The following is a 17,402-nucleotide window of genomic DNA, read 5'->3' as shown; positions in this document are numbered from 1 at the left end:
GACATACCTGCCGACCTCCATCGGCAGATAGTTTGAATCAGAACACGGCTGATTTGCAAAGACCCGCAGATTCACTCAGTCAGGGAAACGCTCTAGAAGCTCATGCACTCCTATCAAGTCCTTTGTTTTCAATCATCCTGATGGCTCCCGATTGTCATTACATTGACATGCGGGAAGGCACTGCACGAGCGTTCCTAGGAATTGTGATGGTTGAGATAGCTACTGCTCTTGGCCATTGCTTTCAGCTCTTCCTCGCTCCGAAAGCCCGACTTGAACAAGGCCACCAGCTCCTTTGCCAGGCCAAGCTGTTCATCCGCATTTGAAGCGCCAGATTGGTCTCGAAATAGTTCTGAGAGCACATTGCGTAACAATGCCAACCCTTGCGGGCCTATCTCCTGTTCGTCATCGAAATAGGTACCCCCCATCAGCCGATCCTCTCCCCAAGCTATGCCTCATCACCTTGTGACATGACATCACGTCCATAAGCTTCGCAACACATTCTCCAAAAAGCTGGACGTCTATCCCGCTTCTTTTCGATTGAGCGGACCGGGGGATCCCTCGTCCCTGCTACGCGAAATCCCAGCCGATATCTGAATCGGCGCCAACGGCTAGGCTCCATTACGGTATACCTACTGAGACAGTCTCCGTGAGACGCAAATCAGTGTATCATTTGGCTCGGTTTTCAATTTTTGGGACAGCATCCGGGGCAGGTCTAGAAGCTATTGAGACGTTTTTGGTGCGCTTTGATTCCTAGCAAATCAAGAAACCGTGGAACGAATGTTGAATGAAAAGCGGCACGACTGCCGTACGACTATGCCCCCTGCCCGTTGCGCCGTTAAAACCCCTCACCCCGTTTTCCGATCGCCGTCCACATTGGCGCGCATCAACGACATCAGCATTGGTCCGAGCCCGAACTCCCCTGCCCTCGCTCGACGCGTGAGATCGCGGAGATATCCACCTGCCGAATTGATATGCCCTGCCCTCTCCAGGATTGCAGCCATAGCAACCGCCGCGTTCTCCGGCCCCATCACCTCACACGCTTCCTCATAAGCCGACGGGCTAACACCAAGCATTGATCGAACCACTACCGCGGCCCCCATCAGTTCGCGCCAATGGGAGATCGTCCCGCCAGGCCCGTAATCCAAAATCTGCGGGCAGGCTTTCAGGACCATCGACAGCGGGAACGCCTTCATCTGTTCCGGCTTTGCCGACAGCTGAGCAACCTCTTTGGGTGCCACTTCCAGCTCGACGGCTCCGCCCTGCTCTTTTCCAGAGCTAGGTTCAAGTTCATAGATGGATTCGGGTTTTGAATTCTGTATGTGGCAGCCATTTTGAACAGCATTGCCGCCCATATTTTGAGAATCTAACTGATTTTTCAGAAGGTTGAGGATTTCGGTGCGCAAAAGCTGCATCTCGTCGAGGATTGCGTCCACCTGGTGACGATCAGGATTGCGGGGAAGTCGGCTGACAATGCCGACATACATGTCTTCGATGGCTTCCCAGTCGCCGTCAGCCCCCTCCTCCATCGCGGCGGAGATCAGCTTGCGCACATCGCGCCGGCAGATAGTCAGGGCCTCTTTGGCTCGCCTGAACTGCAGGCGTTCGGCAGCGACTTCCTGTGCCAGAACCGCAAGTTCCGCAGCACGAGCCAAAAGTGGAGAAAGATCGAACCCAAAGGCTTGCTCGATATCGCCACTCTTGTCCCGGTGAGCGTAACGCTTTCCGTTCGGACTATCCTTGCGCTGGATGAGCCCGGCTTCGACCAAGGCAGCCAAATGCCGCCGCAAGGTCGTTCCGGTTATGCCGTGCGCTCTGACAGACAGCTGAGCATTGGACGGAAAGACCACCAATCCACTATCGCAGTTGAGCTCGCTCTCTGGATAAAACGTCAGCAATGCGTCCAGCACAGTCAGCGCCCTGTCCTGGAGGCCAAGGCGTTCACGGGCCTCACAAGCGTCGCGAAACACTTTCCATTTTTCGACCTGGCGGCTTGGTTTCGTCTCGGACGTCTGGAGCTGCCTCTTTACAAGAGCAAGCACAGCCGGCCGCCGCCCAAAGGGCGTCGTCACATTTCTAGTCTGCATATTCCTTCGCCTTTCTTCAGGCAAAAGAAATCCGCTCACCAAAACGATGCCAAAGACTCTTGACTGCGATTCATGAAAATGCGATTCTCAGGCTGCTTAGACCAATGAGAGAGGCTTCCATGACGGCAACGTTTGGGGGCCTTTTTCTTTTGCTATCTCCCTTCAGTCTCTTTGCTCGGAGATTGAGTTTGGTTTTTGAAACTCGAATAGAGTTCCGGAAGCTGTTGCATCACGAATGATGCGAAATCCTCATCACGAGTTCGATCAAGCTGAATTTTGCAAGATTTGCCAGAAACGGCCAGTCTTGCGATCTCAGTGCCATCGGAGAGTTTCGCGACCAATGTGCGATTTGTCGGCGCCGAGCTTGCCTCATTCTTCGCCTTCGCGGCACGAAGGACGACCGCAAATCGCTCATCGCTGTCCTTATGCCGAAAAGTGGCGTGCTCGATGGCTTTCCGGATTTTTGTTTCCGCACCTGTTTCCTTCAACAGTTCGGCCAGCTCCTGCCATCTTGGACGACCAACCTTTGGAGCTCGACCGATCGCCGTGACTATCCACTGCGGAACGGCCCGGGCCACCGTTACAAGCTTCGAGGCTTCCTGGCGGTCAACAGAGAGTGCTGTCTGAATTAGAGTCCGTTGGAAACCTCCGTCTTCAAGCCTTAAAGCAAACGTTGCACGTTCAATGAATGTCAGATCTTCACGGGCTGAATTCTCGACGCCTTGTGCAACAATGAGCCGATCATCGTCCAGCTCCCGGACGTAGGCTTTAACTTTGAGACCAAGATCCGAGGCCGCTTTTGCTCGCCGATGGCCATAGGCAATTTGATAACGACCGGGAGAGGTTGGATGAACTCGGACAAGGATCGGGATTTCCTGACCATGCTCCTGAAAAGACGTTTTCAGCGCCTCGACGGCCGCCAGATCCTGGTCAGCGAATCTGTCAGCAAAAGGGGAGGGGTCGAGCAATTCGGTATCAAGCTCGACAGGAACCGCGCCGCTTGAAACCTGACGCTTCAGCTCTTCGTAGTCCCTTTCGACCTCGGAGAATGTATCCTTCAATGAGCGAACTGCTCCGGATGCGACCCTCTCAACAGGAGGCCTGAGACCCTCTGCGGAAGCGGAGCCAGATTCCGCTGCGAAAAGAGATCGGATCGATTGTGTGCGTTTACTCATCTTATCCTCTCGGGGCCATCAATCCAGACGCCGTCTTCTGTAGTCAGCTGACAACAGCTTAAGTCGTTGAAAAATAATGAGTCGAACTAGATTCACCGCTGCCATACCTGGTTCAGGAGCCCAACGACTTCGTCGTTTACTGCGTTGATTGACTCCATGGCTCGATCATATGTGGACCGGCCAACTGCACCTCTAGTCAGCTCGTAGAGCGACTGTTTTGTAAGCCCAGCATTGGCAATGGCAGTCGACTTCCATGCGGTCGCAGACATCACGTCGGCACCAAATACGTCTCGCATCAAACCAACAATTTCTTGCTCTGGAACGTCGCGAGGATCATGCCGCGTGACCAGGAAGCGAAGGAAGTCGTAATCTAGGCGACCTCCGGCTTCCTCGATCACGGAGACCAGGTCGGAGGTCATCAACAAGAACTGACTCATGGAGGCGACATCAACCATCTGGGGATGCACGGTGACGATCATGCCAGTGGCGGCATTCAAGGCGCCCATGGTAAGGAAACCCAATTGCGGTGGGCAATCGACGACGACAACGTCAAAGTCGTCCTCCACCTGAGCGATAGCCCCTGCCACGCGACGGAAGAAGAGATCCTCCGCTTTCCCCCTATTCTGCAGCATGAATCTTGGAGTCTGATGCTCGAACTCCATCAGTTCCAGGTTGCCGGGCACAATGCTAATCCCTGTGAAATAGGTCGGACGGACTACGTCCTTCATCAGTACTCGTTCTTCATCGTACCGGATGGCACCGTACAAGGTGGTGTTCTCGGCGACGTCAAACTCTGGCTGATAACCAAACATCGCTGAGAGGGATGCCTGCGGATCCAAGTCGATCGCGAGAACCCGGTAACCCTGAAGAGCGAGCCCCTGTGCGAGGTAGACAGAAGTAGTCGTTTTGGCTGACCCACCCTTGAAGTTTGCGACCGTGATCACCTGCAACTTTTCACCGCTGCGCCGCTGCGGGAAGAATCTTACAGCTTCCTTGGGCCGGGCAGTGGCGAGATAGCGCCTGAGTTCATTGATCTGTTCAAGAGAGTAAGATCGGCGCCCGCCGTTACCCAAATCCGGTGTTGGCCCCAGCCCGTCAATCGACAGCTGTCGAAGATAGCCGTCAGACACGCCAACAATCTCTGCAACTTCCCCGGAGGTAAATGATCGCAGGGACTTCTGTGCCGTTGGTGGGAATGCGCGCTCTCCTACGGCTCGGAGCCTCGCTGAAAGCGCTTCAGCGCGCTGAGTAATGTTGGCTGAAGTTGATGGTTTTCCGATGTTGCGATCGATCACGTTCACTTTTGCCTCTATCCTCAGACGGTTTTTTAGCGTCAGACGCGCTATTTCCGTCTCAAGGATAAGTCACGATTCCCGTTGGTCTGCAAGAGAAATAGGGTTAACAAAACCTTAACAGCTCAGGAGGGAGCTCACACGCAGATCGTTCGGCTCAGCCATTCCGCTTTGCGACCAATAGCTTAGCGGATTCTGCGACTTCGCGGTCAGAGCGTCTTACTAACACTTTTGTTAGTCACTGAGGCATCCCGCCGAACTCGAAACGATAGGCTCGCAGCCGACTGAGCTAGAATCAGCAGCTGACACTTTTGGCAGTAGATCAAAGCTGGATGGCCCGGCAAAGCTCCTCGCACCGTCAGAGCAGGGGAGATTTGCCCGATGCGCATCGTTGGGATCAGTAATCCAGAGACCGAAGCAGAACACCGCCTCACTCACGACATGCACCGTCTTCGCGCCCGCATCTTCCGCGGCAGACTGGCCTGGAACGTCCGTTGCACATCCGGCCTCGAGATAGACAGCTTCGATGAGCTAAAGCCGACGTACATCCTATGCATTGACCGCTCCGATGCTGTGATTGGCTGTGCGCGGCTCCTGCCCGCCACGAGCGGCACGATGTTGGAGAGGGTATTTCCGCAGCTTCTAGAATCGGCTCATCTGCGAGTTCATGCCCGCATGATCGAAAGTTCTAGATTTTGTGTGGATACCGAAGCCGCTGGAAGGCAACAGCAGTCGGGCCTTCACACTGCAACGCTCGCGATGTTCGCCGGTATCGTCGAGTGGAGCATACTTAATGGTTACTCCGAGATCCTCACCGCAACGGACGTCCGGTTGGAGCGTATCCTTCGTCGCGCCGGCTGGCCGCTCAAGCGCCTAGGCTCACCCATTCAAATCAATGAGACGCGAAGTATCGCCGGAAGCCTTCCAGCAGATTGGGTGAGCTTCGATCGCCTTCGCCCCGGCACCTATTCATCAAACTTCTCAACCCTCAAAAAGGAAGCGGCCTGATCATGCTCGGCACACAAAACCGCTCACTTCCCCGCCTTGTCAGCAAGCTGCAGAACGCGCTGGGAGACCATCTTTGCATAGCTCTCGAAGACCCTGGTGTCGTTGAGATCATGCTGAATCCTGACGGTCGGCTGTTCATCGAAAGGCTTGGTCACGGGATCGCCGCAGCAGGAGAGATGACACGGTCTGCGGCAGAAACCGTCATCGGCAGCGTCGCTCATGTTCTCAACTCCGAGGTCGATGATGATCGCCCGATCGTTTCAGGCGAACTGCCAATCGGCGGGCATCGCTTTGAAGGACTACTGCCTCCCGTCGTTTCAGGCCCGTCGTTCACCATCCGCCGTCGTGCGTCGCGTCTCATACCGCTCGACGACTATGTGTCCAGTAAGGTGATGACCGCGAAGCATGCCGACGTCATTCGAAGCGCAATTGCTTCGAAGCTCAACATCCTGGTTGCCGGCGGCACGGGTTCCGGCAAGACCACGCTGACAAACGCGATCATCGCCGAGATCGTTGCAAGTTCCCCCGATGACCGCTTGGTCATTTTGGAAGACACCGCTGAGATTCAATGTGCCGCGCACAACGCAGTCAGCCTGCACACCAGCGACGCCGTCGATATGTCGCGTCTCTTGAGAAGCACGATGCGCTTGAGACCAGATCGTATCATCGTCGGCGAGGTTCGCGATGGCGCAGCACTGACTATGCTCAAGGCCTGGAACACGGGACACCCCGGCGGAGTCGCAACAATCCATGCAAACAGCGCACGATCAGCGTTGCAGCGCTTAGAACAGCTAACAGCCGAGGCAAGTCATCAACCGATGCAGGCAGTCATCGGAGATGCGGTCGATCTCATCATTTCTATCGAACGAACGGCCAAAGGACGCCAGGTCAATGAGATCCTTCATGTGACCCGCTTTGCCGGGGGGCAGTACCTAACTGAAGCTTATGCCGAGGAAAGCCGCGATGCAGCTTGAAAAGTCAGCCCCCACCATTGCGGCTATCGCTATCGCAGCAATCGCCGTTGCATCACCGACTTTTGCCAGTTCAGGAGGAAGCCTTCCGTGGGAAGGACCGCTTGAGCAGATCCAGGAGTCCATCACTGGTCCGGTTGCGGGGTATATCGCACTTGCCGCAGTCGCAATCGCCGGAGGTATGCTGATTTTCGGTGGCGAGCTCAACGACTTCGCTCGCAGACTGGTCTATGTCGTCCTGGTCGCCGGAATCTTGCTTGGTGCCACGACGATCGTCGGCCTCTTCGGCGCCACCGGTGCGTCAATCGGCCTACCGAAAGAGCAGGTCACGCAGGTCATTTTGGACAGAGCGGGGGAGGGGGCTACGTGAGCCTCCGCCGCAATCGCATTCATCGCGCACTGTCTCGACCAAACCTCCTGATGGGTGCCGACCGTGAGCTGGTGCTGATCACCGGGCTTGCAGCCGTGATCCTGATCTTCGTCGTCCTGACGGTCTACTCGGCGCTCTTCGGTGTGGCCGTCTGGATCGTCATCGTCGGTCTGCTTCGCATGATGGCCAAATCCGACCCGCTGATGCGGCAGGTCTATATCAGGCACATTTCATACAAGCCCCACTACCGGCCGACGGCCGCGCCGTGGCGAAGATACTAGAGGTGTGATGATGGCTGCCCTCAAACGTTTCCGCGCGACAGGTCCCTCGTTCGCTGATCTCGTTCCCTATGCCGGCTTGGTCGACAACGGCGTCCTGCTTCTGAAGGACGGCAGCCTGATGGCTGGCTGGTACTTCGCGGGTCCGGACTCCGAAAGCGCCACCGACCTCGAACGCAACGAGCTTTCTCGGCAGATCAATGCGATCCTGTCGCGTCTCGGGACCGGGTGGATGATCCAGGTCGAGGCCATCCGAGTGCCAACGGTCGACTACCCCACGCCTGACCAGTGCCATTTTCCCGATCCTGTCACTCGCGCGATCGATTTGGAGCGGAGAGCCCACTTCAGGCGTGAGCAGGGGCATTTCGAGAGCAAGCATGCGATCATTCTGACCCACCGGCCACTCGAGTCGAAGAAGACGGCGTTAGCCAAATACATCTACTCGGACGAGGAGAGCCGTAAGAAATCCTATGCAGACACAGTGCTATCAGTGTTTCGCAACGCGATCCGAGAAATCGAACAGTACCTGGCCAACACCCTGTCGATCGCCCGCATGCAGACCCGCGAAGTCCGCGAGAGGGGAGGGGAGCGGGTCGCACGCTATGACGATCTCCTGCAGTTCGTCCGCTTTTGCATTACGGGAGAGAGCCATCCGGTCCGGCTGCCGGAAGTTCCAATGTATCTCGACTGGCTGGCGACGGCAGAGCTGGAGCATGGCCTGACGCCAAAGGTCGAGAACCGGTTCCTCGCGGTTGTCGCCATCGATGGCCTGCCGGCCGAGAGCTGGCCCGGCATCCTCAACAATCTCGACCTGATGCCCCTGACCTACCGGTGGTCATCGCGGTTCATCTTCCTTGATGCGGAAGAGGCGCGCCAGAAGCTCGAACGGACCCGAAAGAAATGGCAGCAGAAGGTTCGCCCCTTCTTCGACCAACTCTTCCAGACGCAAAGCCGATCGGTTGATCAGGATGCCATGACCATGGTCGCCGAGACCGAAGACGCCATCGCTCAGGCGTCGTCCCAACTTGTCGCCTACGGCTACTACACACCGGTCGTCATCCTGTTCGATGAAGACCGCGACGCCCTGCAGGAGAAGGCAGAAGCCATACGGCGACTGGTCCAGGCTGAGGGGTTCGGGGCTCGCGTCGAGACCTTGAACGCGACAGATGCGTTTCTTGGGAGCCTGCCGGGAAACTGGTACGCCAATATCCGTGAGCCACTGATCAACACGAGCAATCTGGCGGACCTCGTTCCGTTGAACTCGGTATGGTCGGGCAATGCGGTGGCGCCGTGCCCATTCTACCCCCCGAACTCGCCGCCGCTCATGCAGGTGGCCTCCGGATCGACCCCATTCCGCCTCAACCTGCATGTCGACGATGTCGGCCACACCCTGATTTTTGGACCGACAGGCTCTGGCAAGTCGACCCTCCTCGCTTTGATAGCGGCGCAATTCCGCCGCTATGAGTACGCTCAAATCTTTGCCTTCGACAAAGGCAACTCGCTCCTACCCCTGACGCTTGCTGCCGGCGGCGATCACTACGAGATCGGCAACGACCAGAACGGCGAGGGGAGGGCGCTGGCGTTCTGCCCGCTGTTCGATCTTTCGACAGATGGCGATCGGGCCTGGGCGACAGAGTGGATCGAAATGCTCGTCGCCCTGCAGGGCGTTACCATCACGCCCGACCATCGCAATGCGATCTCACGCCAGATCGGGCTGATGGCGACAGCGCCCGGAAAATCACTGTCCGACTTCGTTAGCGGCGTGCAGATGCGCGAGATCAAAGATGCACTCCGTCATTATACCGTCGACGGCCCGATGGGCCAGCTTCTCGACGCGGAAGAGGACGGCCTGACGCTTCGGGCGTTTCAGTGCTTCGAGATCGAGCAGCTTATGAACATGGGCGAGCGCAATCTGGTGCCCGTTCTCACCTACCTCTTTCACCGGATCGAGAAGCGGCTCGATGGCTCTCCGAGCCTCATCCTCCTCGACGAGGCCTGGCTGATGCTTGGGCATCCCGTGTTCCGCGACAAGATCCGGGAATGGCTGAAGGTTCTCCGCAAAGCCAATTGCGCGGTCGTTCTGGCGACGCAATCCATCTCCGACGCTGAGCGCTCCGGCATCATCGACGTGCTGAAGGAATCCTGCCCAACCAAGATCTGCTTGCCTAATGGCGCTGCGCGCGAGCCGGGCACGCGGGAATTCTACGAACGGATTGGCTTCAACGAGCGCCAGATCGAGATCGTCTCGGGCGCCATCCCCAAGCGCGAATATTACGTCGCCACGCCAGACGGACGGCGGCTCTTCGATATGTCGCTCGGGCCGCTGGCACTGAGCTTTGTGGGCGCATCCGGAAAAGAAGACCTGAAGCGGATCCGCGCGCTGAAGGCGGAACATGGCCAGGATTGGCCTACCCATTGGCTTGAATCGAGAGGAGTTCACGATGCCACGTCGCACCTCAATGTCCAGTAACTGGTTGGTCGCAACGATAGCCGCAGCACTCGCACTGTCGCCGATTTCTTCCGCCCATGCGGGATCTGCAACGGGCGCTGCCACCGAATGGACGCAGCTTGCCAACAATGCCCAGCTCATCGACCTCCTCAAAAGCTCAGGTCTGCAGGTCGACAATCAGTTGACCCAGATCACGCAACTTGCCGAGCAAATCCAGAACCAGCTGAAGATCTATGAGAACATGCTGCAGAACACGGCGCAGCTCCCTGATCATATCTGGGGCCAGGTCGAAAGCGATCTCAACCGTCTGCGCAGCATTGTTGATCAAGGGCAGAGCATCTCTTTCTCGATGGGCAATGCCGACGACGTCCTTCAGCAGCGGTTCAATAGCTATGCGGATCTGAAAACCAACCTGCCGAACGCCGAGTCTTTCTCGAACACCTACCAATCCTGGTCGGACACGAACAGGGACACGATCGGAAGCACTCTGAAGGCAGCCAGTCTGACAGCGGATCAGTTCGATACCGAGGAGGGCACGATGAGTTCGCTGCGATCGATGTCGGAGTCGGCCGACGGCCAAATGAAGGCCCTCCAGGTCGGACACCAGATTGCCGCCCAGCAGGTTTCCCAAATGCAGAAGCTGCGTGGTCTTGTCTCGCAGCAAATGACGATGATGGGGACATGGCTCCAGACCGAGCAGACGGACAAGGACCTCGCACAGGCCCGGCGTGAGAAATTCTTCAATGCCGACGTTACCACGATCCCGAGTGGCCAGAAGATGGAGCCACGCTGGTGAGCCGCCCGGTCCTCGTCATGGTGCTGGTCATGGTCGCTGCGGCGGCTTCCGCCACCACTTTTTATTTCGTCCAGGCAAACGCCCCGGCATCACCCGAGATGAGCGAAGAGCAACGGATCACCCGTGAGAAATTTTTCGGCACATCCAAGGAGCTGCCCCCGATCGAAAAAAGTCAGGAGATGCGGCCACGATGGTAAAGCGAAATCTTGAGCGAGCCTTCGTGCTCGGCGGCATAGCCTGCCTGGTCCTCGCCACCCCAGCGTTCGCGCAGCAAGGACAGGTCCTGACAGAGCTTGAAAACCAGGTCTCTGCTGCCGCGAAGGGGTGGGAGACCACCATAATGGACGCGGCAAGGTCGCTATTCTGGATCCTTGCGGGGATCGAGGTCGGCATCGCCGCCGTCTGGCTCGCCATACAAGCCGCGTCGCTTGATAGCTGGTTCGCTGAACTCGTCAGACGGATCATGTTTATAGGCTTCTTCGCGTTCGTTCTAACCCAGGGACCAACGCTTGCGAGGGACGTCGTCAACAGCCTCTATCAGATCGGCGCTGGCGGCGGATCGGCTTCGCCGGCCGAAGTGTTCGATGCCGGTATACGGGTGGCTTCGCAGATGTCCGAGCAGGCGAAGTTCGGGGTGTTCGAGGACAATGCGCTTGCGATCGCCGCCGTCCTGGCGATGGGGGTTGTGGTGATTTGCTTCTCGCTCGTGGCCGCAATCTTCGTCGCGGTGATGGTCGAGATGTATGTCGGACTACTCGCCGGCATGATTATGCTCGGCTTGGGCGGCTCGTCCTTCACCAAGGATTTTGCCGTCCGTTATCTGGTCTATGCCTTCGGCGTCGGTATGAAGCTCATGGCCTTGGTCATGATCGCTAAAATTGGCTCGGAAGTGCTCCTCGGACTGGCACAAGCACCGACGGCGGAAACGGACCAGTTTATCACCACATTGGCGATCGCTGGCATCTCGGTCGTGGTCTTCATTATCGCGATGTACGTACCCAACATCATCCAGGGCGTCGTTCAAGGTGCATCCGTCACGGGCGGCATGGAAACCATTCGTCACGGCGGCCAGACGACATCATTTGCTCTCGGCACAGCATCGCTTGCCGCAGGTGCAGTGGGCGCAGGCGCTGCAGCAGCCCAATCCGCGCGGGCTGCGGGATCATCTGTGGCAGGTGCCACACTTCGCGGCATGAGTGCTGGCATCGGATCGGCAGGAAGGGCTGCAAGCTCCGCCGTGAAAGAAAAGGCGATCGGTTCGCCCGGCGCCTATGCCGGTTCGATCATGGGGCTCGCCAACGCCAAGCTCGATCAGGCTCGCACAGGGCATAGCAGCCCGACACCACCTCCCGAACGACACAACACCTAATTATCAGGAAGGCAAAAGCGATGGCAGCAAATCAGCCGCCCGACAGCCCTTACCTTGCCGCCCGGCAGGAATGGACGGAACGATATGGATCCTATGTCCAGGCCGCACGCGCATGGAGGATCGTCGGCATTCTTGGGCTATCGATGGCCGTGATTGGCTTCACCTATGCCATGTATCTCAGCACGCAGGTCAAGCTGGTGCCCTACATCGTCGAAGTCGATAAACTCGGCACGTCGGTGACAGCAGGCTTCCCGCAGCAGATCGAGTACGCCGATGCCCGGGTCGTTCGCGCAACGCTCGGCAACTTCATCACAAGCCTGAAATCGATCACGCCGGATGCCGTGGTGCAGAAGCAATACATCGACCGGACCTACGCGCTGCTCAGGACGTCCGATCCCTCGACGCAGAAAATCAATGCCTGGTTTCGCGGGAATTCGCCGTTCGAAAAGGCCAAGACATCGACCGTTGCCATCGAGGTCAACAACATCGTAGCGCTGTCCAACCAGACCTATCAGATCGACTGGACCGAATATGAGCGCGATCGCAAGGGCAAGGAGACCGGCACGAGGCGGTTCCGCGGCATCGCGACGGTCGCGCTCACCGCTCCACAGGACGAGGCGATCATCCGCCTCAACCCGATCGGTCTTTATGTCCAGGACTTCGACTGGACTGCACAGCTTTAAGGGCAGGGGAATTGACATGCACAGAACAGGATTGATCGCGGCCGTCGGCTGCATGGTGGGACTCGTCCTCGCGGATTGCGCGGCCGCACAGAGCATGACGTCGAACGAGGTGAAGGGGACCAACCTCTCGCGGAAGTGGCGGGGGACGCCGGGTCTAGTCACGACGGGACCTGATGGCAAAGTGATCTTTCTGTTCGGCGAAACCCAGCCCTCGGTTGTGTGCTCGCCGCTTCAGGTTTGTGACATCGAGCTGCAGGGTGGCGAGATCGTCCGAGACGTGCTTGTCGGTGACACGGTCCGCTGGAAGGTAGAACCGGCGACGTCTGGAGCAACCGGTGGACAGGCGATCCACCTGATCGTCAAGCCGTCCGAGGCCGGCCTCGTCACGTCAATGGTCGTCACGACCTCTCGACGAACCTACCATATCCAGCTTAAATCCCATCCCAGCCAGTATATGGCGCGGATCGGCTTCGAGTATCCGGAAGATGTGTCGACCAAGCTGGCTGACATCAATGCCCGGCTCGAGACTGGCGGCACTCCCGGAACTGCTCCAGATAAGCTGAACTTCGCCTATTCGGTTAGCGGCGGAGCCTCATGGCGGCCGAAGCGCGTCTATTCCGATGGCGTCAAAACCTACATCCAGTTTCCACGGTCCATCTCTGGGCAGGACGCTCCGGTGCTATTCGTCGTCAGCGGCGGCCAGAACCGCATCGTCAACTACCGCATGAAGAACGACGTGATGATCGTCGACTACGCCGTCGACAAGGCTGTGCTCGTCTCTGGGGTCGGCTGGCGCCAGCAAAAGATCACGATCCGGCGCGGAGGTTGACCCATGAACAAGACCATCGTCGCCATCATCATCACCGCCGTTCTTTCTGGTTGCCAGACTGCGGATGAGACGCTGCCCACAAGTTCTACGCCGATTTCTGTCACAGGGAGCACCGCAAGCGTAATCGCCGGCGATATGGCAAGCCGGCTTGCCGAACAGCTTGGACCTGCCGGCACCACGACGCTCAAAATGGAAAAAGATACCTCCGAATACGCCGCCGCTCTTGAGGCCGCGCTAAAGGGATGGGGGTACGCGGTCGTTACCGATAAGAAAGTCAGTAAAGATCAGAAGCCTGTCGAGTTTGCGTGGTCGATCGACAGTTTCGATGGTCAGATACTGGCGCAAGTCAGCACACCAACCGTTGCGCTTGGTCGGGTCTATACGACGACCTCATCAGGCGCGACACCCGCCAGTCCGCTTTCGGTCATGCAGCGAAACTGAGGGAAGGCGAGACCATGGTTCAATCGCTCCAACTCGGCACGGCGGGTAATTCTGATGATCAACAGAGCATGCGACGCCTCAATCGCCTGCCAATCATCGTCGCTATCGTCATCATTGTTCTGTTTTTCGGCGTGGTCATCATCGGCCTTTCGTGGCGTGGCCTTTCCTTCAACCGGGGAAACGAGCTCGACACAGTTACCACCGCTCCCGCCACCTCATTTGGCGATCAGCTGAAGCGTGGCGTGTCTGACGGGATTATCGGCGAGCCGGAGCAACGGGAAGTGTTCCAGCCGACACCTGTCGTCATCGAGCGTGAGCGCATGAGAGTGCCGGTGGCGGATCGTCAAGAAGTCACCCGAACGGAACACAGAACGCAACTTGAGCCCGAGGCCGAGTGGAGAGCGCGGCTGAAACGCGAACAAGATGAGCAAATACTCCGTGAGGCGCAGCGTCAGCGTATGGCAAGCATTCAGGCTCGCGCAACAGCGCTAGACTCCCCGCTCAAGGTAGATGTGTCCGAGGTGCAGAAAAGCTCGTCGGAAACTACAATCGATGCCCGGCAACCGTTCAATTCCGCGACGAACAGCGCATCCGATCTCTACAGCGCCGCAATGAAGTCCGGACTACTCGGACAGAACGCCGATCAAAACGGCCAGACCTCAAAGGAAGACTTCTTCAACCAGGACATCAAGGATCTTGGCTATCTGCCAAACCAGGTGGTCCCGCAGCTCTCGCCCTACGAGCTGAAGCGTGGATCTGTCATCCCTGCGACCATGATCACGGGCCTGAACTCCGACCTTCCGGGACGGATCTCGGCGCAGGTTAGCCAGAATGTCTATGACAGTGCCACGGGCTACCGGCTGCTCATCCCGCAGGGGGCGAAACTCTTTGGGCGGTACGATTCCAAGGTATCGTTCGGGCAGGAGCGAGTGTTGGTCGTCTGGACGGACCTCATATTCCCGAATGGATCTACACTTCAGATCGGCGGCATGGCCGGCACGGATGCCGAGGGCTATGGCGGCTTCAAGGACAAGGTCGATCGCCACCTCTGGCGTACGTTTGGCTCTGCCGCGCTCATTGCCATCATCGGCACAGGCATCGACATTTCGATCCCTGAAACCTCGACGCTCGCGACGCAGGATACCGCATCTGACGCGGCCCGTCGGAATTTTGCCGAGAGCTTCGGTCGAGTGGCCGAGCAAAGCATCTCAAAAAATCTGAATGTCCAGCCGACGGTCAGGATACGGCCGGGCTACAAATTCAACGTGTTGGTAGATCAGGACATCGTCTTTCGAGCCGCGTATCGCGATTAGCCGACCAGTCATGCCCTGCAAATGCCGCAGTCAGATTGAATCGTTATGACCTAATGCAATCTTGCATAGCTAAAAACTATCATTTAATGGTCAACTTTAACGCCGCATGCGTCTGTGCGGCGACTTACCTCGGAGCCATCACGCCCTCAGCCAAGGGCATCTCTGGATGACTGCAACTGTGCTGCAGTCACACCCTCAGTCGAAGGAGGCTGTAAATTGAATCAATGGTTTGAGCGTTTGACCGAGCAGGTCGCCCTGGCTCACGACGAAGCTGCAGTGAGGGCCACCCTGGAAAAACTCAGTCAGGAGGCAGGTTTTGGCGCCTATGCGTATCTGAGCCTTCAGGCAGAAACCCACACGGCAATCTCAAACTATGACATTGAGTGGCAGCAGCGATATCTCGAAAGAGCATATGCATCGATTGATCCAGTCGTGCGAAACGCCCGCGACAAGTTTGAGGCCTTCGCGTGGTCCAATGAAGCATCACTGCGAATGAGCAAGGAGCGCAGGGCCTTCTACGGAGAGGCCGGTGAGTTCGGAATCCGCTCAGGGATTACCATTCCGATCAAGGCGGGCTTCGGGCGTATGGCGATGCTTACACTTGCCTCAGCAGATGCGGACTTCGCCCAAGGACAACAGCTGAACCCGGTCGTTGCGGCTTCGGCAGTCGCGCAACTGCATGCGAGGCTCGAAGGCATGGGAGCGAAGCCAACCTTTCGAACGCCAATTCGATTGAAGTCGGATGAGTTGACTTGCTTGCGATGGTCCGCCGAGGGTAAATCGATGCGTGCGATCGCGATCATCGAGAACACCACCTATGCCAATGTCGCCTTCTTCATTCGCAATGCCAAGGCTGCATTGGGTGCGACGACCTTGCCGCAGGCGACAGCCATGGCCACAAAGTTCGGCCTTATCTGAATTAGTGTCCCTTTGATCTCGGCATGTCTGGAATATAGCCCAGAATGTCGAGAAGCGTGGACACGACCGTCTGCTGGGCATGCACCGCAATCATCGCCTGGATGTAGTCTTCGCTCGCCTCTCTCACCGTGTCTGAGTCGGCTGCAGCATCGACTTTCGCTTCGAGCATGACTGCGTCGTTGCGCAAGCGGCGATGTTTCTCAATCTCCCGCACAACATGGCGTTCGATCTCTTCAGGCGGTTGATCACTCATTAAACCGATGAGTGGACGCAATATGAGTTTGTTATCAGACACAGGCCCGTCTGCATTTGCTTTGAACATGATCGATCCAGTTACTGCCCATATGCGGTCGGTGTAAACCGTCTTAAAAATCTGACGTGCGGCGGGGCAAGCCGATATAGAAATCAGTTACATACTATAGTTGATAAACTTAAAGTATGTAAACGGTGATCTTCCGCGCATGGATATGCGCAAGCTGGTCGGCCGAAATTTCGCCCGCCTTCGTCGGGAAAAAGGTCTGACGCAGGAGGATGTCGAAGCGCGCTCAGGCTTCAGCCAGCAGTATCTGAGCGGTCTCGAAAGAGGGAAGCGAAACCCCTCCATCGTCACACTTTATGAAATCGCCCAGGCCCTCGGGGTCAGCCACGTCGAACTGGTCACGCCCGACCAAGAAGACTGAATTTTGAAAATTGTCTTATTAGCCCGAACTGCTGGGATTCTCTCGGCCCGTACGAAGAATGGAAGTCCCACTTCACAACGCACGATAAAGTCTCTATACCTTCTCCATAAGGAGAATAATTATGGCTCAGATGTCGCGTGCCTATACACCAGCGGAAGCGGCTGCCGTCAGCGAAATCGCCGTAAAATCGGTACACAACGCTATCGACAAGCGGATCATCGCACGACGGCGTTCCGAAGAGGAGGGTAGGGCACTCTCTGACGACGACTTGCTGCGTCTCAAGCTGTGGTACGGGGTCGGCTCGATCTTGTCCGCCGAGCGCCGCCAGCGGCTTTTCGACACGATTGACCAGAATCCGGACGCCGATACTGTACGGGCAGATGACTATCTGATCGTCGATGTTGCCCGCGCCCGCGAACAGCTTGCTGCGCGTGCGGAGGCACTTCGGGAAGCTGAGCGGGCGATTGAATCCGTGAAGGGTGTCCTTGGCGGCGAACCTGTTTTCAACAAGACCCGCGTCCCTGTCAGGACAATTGCCGCAATGAAGGCCCAGGGTGCGACCACCGAGGAGATCGTCGAGGGCTATCCTTCGCTCACCGCGCGCATGGTCGAACTCGCGGAGATCTGGACTGCCGCTCACCCGGCACGAGGCCGGCCTCGCAAACTCTCAGACCTTGGCGCGACCGTGAAATCCGCAAAGCGTCTTTCGATTCCGAAGGCCGCCATCAAAACTTCCGACAGCTAAT

Annotated in this window: 20 protein-coding genes; 15 read left to right on the top strand and 5 right to left on the bottom strand. The window is 57.3% G+C overall.

Annotated features, from left to right (window positions below; genetic code table 11):
* Positions 1-194: 194 nt before the first annotated feature.
* From CRO48_RS29375 to repA, 4 genes are all read right to left on the bottom strand, one after another.
* Positions 195-425 (bottom strand): hypothetical protein, encoded by a 231-nt coding sequence (locus CRO48_RS29375; protein WP_097143217.1) that lies wholly within the window; start codon positions 423-425, stop codon positions 195-197.
* 420 nt (positions 426-845) lie between these two features.
* Positions 846-2,084 carry a plasmid replication protein RepC gene (gene repC, locus CRO48_RS29370; RefSeq protein WP_097143216.1) on the bottom strand — a complete coding sequence of 413 codons (1,239 nt, stop codon included), beginning with the start codon at positions 2,082-2,084 and terminating at the stop codon, positions 846-848.
* A gap of 152 nt (positions 2,085-2,236) precedes the next feature.
* Complete coding sequence (gene repB / locus CRO48_RS29365) at positions 2,237-3,259, bottom strand: plasmid partitioning protein RepB (RefSeq protein WP_097143215.1); 1,023 nt, start codon at positions 3,257-3,259, stop codon at positions 2,237-2,239.
* A 92-nt stretch (positions 3,260-3,351) separates the two neighbouring features.
* Entirely contained in the window at positions 3,352-4,560 is a 1,209-nt protein-coding gene (repA, locus tag CRO48_RS29360; RefSeq protein ID WP_407071964.1) for a plasmid partitioning protein RepA, read from the bottom strand.
* Between the two features lie 372 nt (positions 4,561-4,932).
* Between repA and traI the strand changes: the two genes are divergently transcribed.
* From traI to CRO48_RS29295, 13 genes are all read left to right on the top strand, one after another.
* Positions 4,933-5,559, top strand: coding sequence for an acyl-homoserine-lactone synthase (gene traI / locus CRO48_RS29355; RefSeq protein ID WP_097143214.1), 627 nt, complete (start codon positions 4,933-4,935; stop codon positions 5,557-5,559).
* A gap of 2 nt (positions 5,560-5,561) precedes the next feature.
* Entirely contained in the window at positions 5,562-6,533 is a 972-nt protein-coding gene (gene trbB, locus CRO48_RS29350; protein WP_097143213.1) for a P-type conjugative transfer ATPase TrbB, read from the top strand.
* Positions 6,523-6,900, top strand: a complete 378-nt coding sequence (locus tag CRO48_RS29345; RefSeq protein WP_097143212.1) for a TrbC/VirB2 family protein — start codon at positions 6,523-6,525, stop codon at positions 6,898-6,900. Before trbB ends, CRO48_RS29345 begins: the two co-directional genes overlap by 11 nt.
* Positions 6,897-7,181, top strand: a complete 285-nt coding sequence (locus tag CRO48_RS29340; RefSeq protein WP_097143211.1) for a conjugal transfer protein TrbD — start codon at positions 6,897-6,899, stop codon at positions 7,179-7,181. The genes CRO48_RS29345 and CRO48_RS29340 overlap by 4 nt, the downstream gene beginning before the upstream one ends.
* Positions 7,182-7,191: 10 nt before the next feature.
* Complete coding sequence (locus tag CRO48_RS29335) at positions 7,192-9,648, top strand: conjugal transfer protein TrbE (protein WP_097143218.1); 2,457 nt, start codon at positions 7,192-7,194, stop codon at positions 9,646-9,648.
* Positions 9,620-10,423 carry a P-type conjugative transfer protein TrbJ gene (trbJ, locus tag CRO48_RS29330; protein ID WP_097143210.1) on the top strand — a complete coding sequence of 268 codons (804 nt, stop codon included), beginning with the start codon at positions 9,620-9,622 and terminating at the stop codon, positions 10,421-10,423. The genes CRO48_RS29335 and trbJ overlap by 29 nt, the downstream gene beginning before the upstream one ends.
* Positions 10,420-10,620, top strand: a complete 201-nt coding sequence (trbK, locus tag CRO48_RS29325; protein WP_097143209.1) for an entry exclusion protein TrbK — start codon at positions 10,420-10,422, stop codon at positions 10,618-10,620. The genes trbJ and trbK overlap by 4 nt, the downstream gene beginning before the upstream one ends.
* Positions 10,614-11,792 (top strand): P-type conjugative transfer protein TrbL, encoded by a 1,179-nt coding sequence (trbL, locus tag CRO48_RS29320; RefSeq protein WP_097143208.1) that lies wholly within the window; start codon positions 10,614-10,616, stop codon positions 11,790-11,792. Before trbK ends, trbL begins: the two co-directional genes overlap by 7 nt.
* 20 nt (positions 11,793-11,812) lie before the next feature.
* Entirely contained in the window at positions 11,813-12,475 is a 663-nt protein-coding gene (locus CRO48_RS29315; RefSeq protein WP_097143207.1) for a conjugal transfer protein TrbF, read from the top strand.
* Positions 12,476-12,491: 16 nt separating this feature from the next.
* The gene (gene trbG / locus CRO48_RS29310) at positions 12,492-13,304 is read left to right on the top strand and encodes a P-type conjugative transfer protein TrbG (protein ID WP_097143206.1); all 813 of its coding nucleotides are present in this window, start codon (positions 12,492-12,494) and stop codon (positions 13,302-13,304) included.
* Between the two features lie 3 nt (positions 13,305-13,307).
* Positions 13,308-13,745, top strand: a complete 438-nt coding sequence (trbH, locus tag CRO48_RS29305) for a conjugal transfer protein TrbH (RefSeq protein WP_097143205.1) — start codon at positions 13,308-13,310, stop codon at positions 13,743-13,745.
* 14 nt (positions 13,746-13,759) lie between these two features.
* Positions 13,760-15,058: an IncP-type conjugal transfer protein TrbI gene (gene trbI, locus CRO48_RS29300; RefSeq protein WP_097143204.1), complete on the top strand. Its 1,299-nt coding sequence runs from the start codon at positions 13,760-13,762 to the stop codon at positions 15,056-15,058.
* A gap of 216 nt (positions 15,059-15,274) precedes the next feature.
* Positions 15,275-15,976, top strand: a complete 702-nt coding sequence (locus CRO48_RS29295; RefSeq protein WP_176526943.1) for an autoinducer binding domain-containing protein — start codon at positions 15,275-15,277, stop codon at positions 15,974-15,976.
* A gap of 1 nt (position 15,977) precedes the next feature.
* Here the strand turns inward: CRO48_RS29295 and CRO48_RS29290 are convergent, their stop codons facing one another.
* The gene (locus CRO48_RS29290; protein WP_097143202.1) at positions 15,978-16,298 is read right to left on the bottom strand and encodes a transcriptional repressor TraM; all 321 of its coding nucleotides are present in this window, start codon (positions 16,296-16,298) and stop codon (positions 15,978-15,980) included.
* Between the two features lie 139 nt (positions 16,299-16,437).
* Between CRO48_RS29290 and CRO48_RS29285 the strand changes: the two genes are divergently transcribed.
* Both CRO48_RS29285 and CRO48_RS29280 read left to right on the top strand, forming a co-directional pair.
* Positions 16,438-16,656 (top strand): helix-turn-helix domain-containing protein, encoded by a 219-nt coding sequence (locus CRO48_RS29285; RefSeq protein WP_097143201.1) that lies wholly within the window; start codon positions 16,438-16,440, stop codon positions 16,654-16,656.
* 121 nt (positions 16,657-16,777) lie between these two features.
* Positions 16,778-17,401 carry a DUF433 domain-containing protein gene (locus CRO48_RS29280; protein ID WP_097143200.1) on the top strand — a complete coding sequence of 208 codons (624 nt, stop codon included), beginning with the start codon at positions 16,778-16,780 and terminating at the stop codon, positions 17,399-17,401.
* The last annotated feature ends 1 nt before the right edge of the window (position 17,402 follow it).

It is taken from the genome of Rhizobium subbaraonis, assembly GCF_900220975.1.
GTDB lineage: Bacteria > Pseudomonadota > Alphaproteobacteria > Rhizobiales > Rhizobiaceae > Mycoplana > Mycoplana subbaraonis.
The sequence above is the reverse complement of the archived record's forward strand: the minus strand, read 5'-3'. Positions and strand labels throughout refer to the sequence as shown.

Excerpts from the sequence above, each read along its gene's own strand:
- CRO48_RS29375 (WP_097143217.1), bottom strand. The coding sequence starts at position 425 with ATGGGGGGTACCTATTTCGATGACGAACAGGAGATAGGCCCGCAAGGG.
- repC (WP_097143216.1), bottom strand. The coding sequence starts at position 2,084 with ATGCAGACTAGAAATGTGACGACGCCCTTTGGGCGGCGGCCGGCTGTG.
- repB (WP_097143215.1), bottom strand. The coding sequence starts at position 3,259 with ATGAGTAAACGCACACAATCGATCCGATCTCTTTTCGCAGCGGAATCT.
- traI (WP_097143214.1), top strand. The coding sequence starts at position 4,933 with ATGCGCATCGTTGGGATCAGTAATCCAGAGACCGAAGCAGAACACCGC.
- trbB (WP_097143213.1), top strand. The coding sequence starts at position 5,562 with ATGCTCGGCACACAAAACCGCTCACTTCCCCGCCTTGTCAGCAAGCTG.
- CRO48_RS29345 (WP_097143212.1), top strand. The coding sequence starts at position 6,523 with ATGCAGCTTGAAAAGTCAGCCCCCACCATTGCGGCTATCGCTATCGCA.
- CRO48_RS29335 (WP_097143218.1), top strand. The coding sequence starts at position 7,192 with ATGGCTGCCCTCAAACGTTTCCGCGCGACAGGTCCCTCGTTCGCTGAT.
- trbJ (WP_097143210.1), top strand. The coding sequence starts at position 9,620 with ATGCCACGTCGCACCTCAATGTCCAGTAACTGGTTGGTCGCAACGATA.
- trbL (WP_097143208.1), top strand. The coding sequence starts at position 10,614 with ATGGTAAAGCGAAATCTTGAGCGAGCCTTCGTGCTCGGCGGCATAGCC.
- CRO48_RS29315 (WP_097143207.1), top strand. The coding sequence starts at position 11,813 with ATGGCAGCAAATCAGCCGCCCGACAGCCCTTACCTTGCCGCCCGGCAG.
- trbG (WP_097143206.1), top strand. The coding sequence starts at position 12,492 with ATGCACAGAACAGGATTGATCGCGGCCGTCGGCTGCATGGTGGGACTC.
- trbH (WP_097143205.1), top strand. The coding sequence starts at position 13,308 with ATGAACAAGACCATCGTCGCCATCATCATCACCGCCGTTCTTTCTGGT.
- trbI (WP_097143204.1), top strand. The coding sequence starts at position 13,760 with ATGGTTCAATCGCTCCAACTCGGCACGGCGGGTAATTCTGATGATCAA.
- CRO48_RS29290 (WP_097143202.1), bottom strand. The coding sequence starts at position 16,298 with ATGTTCAAAGCAAATGCAGACGGGCCTGTGTCTGATAACAAACTCATA.
- CRO48_RS29285 (WP_097143201.1), top strand. The coding sequence starts at position 16,438 with ATGGATATGCGCAAGCTGGTCGGCCGAAATTTCGCCCGCCTTCGTCGG.
- CRO48_RS29280 (WP_097143200.1), top strand. The coding sequence starts at position 16,778 with ATGGCTCAGATGTCGCGTGCCTATACACCAGCGGAAGCGGCTGCCGTC.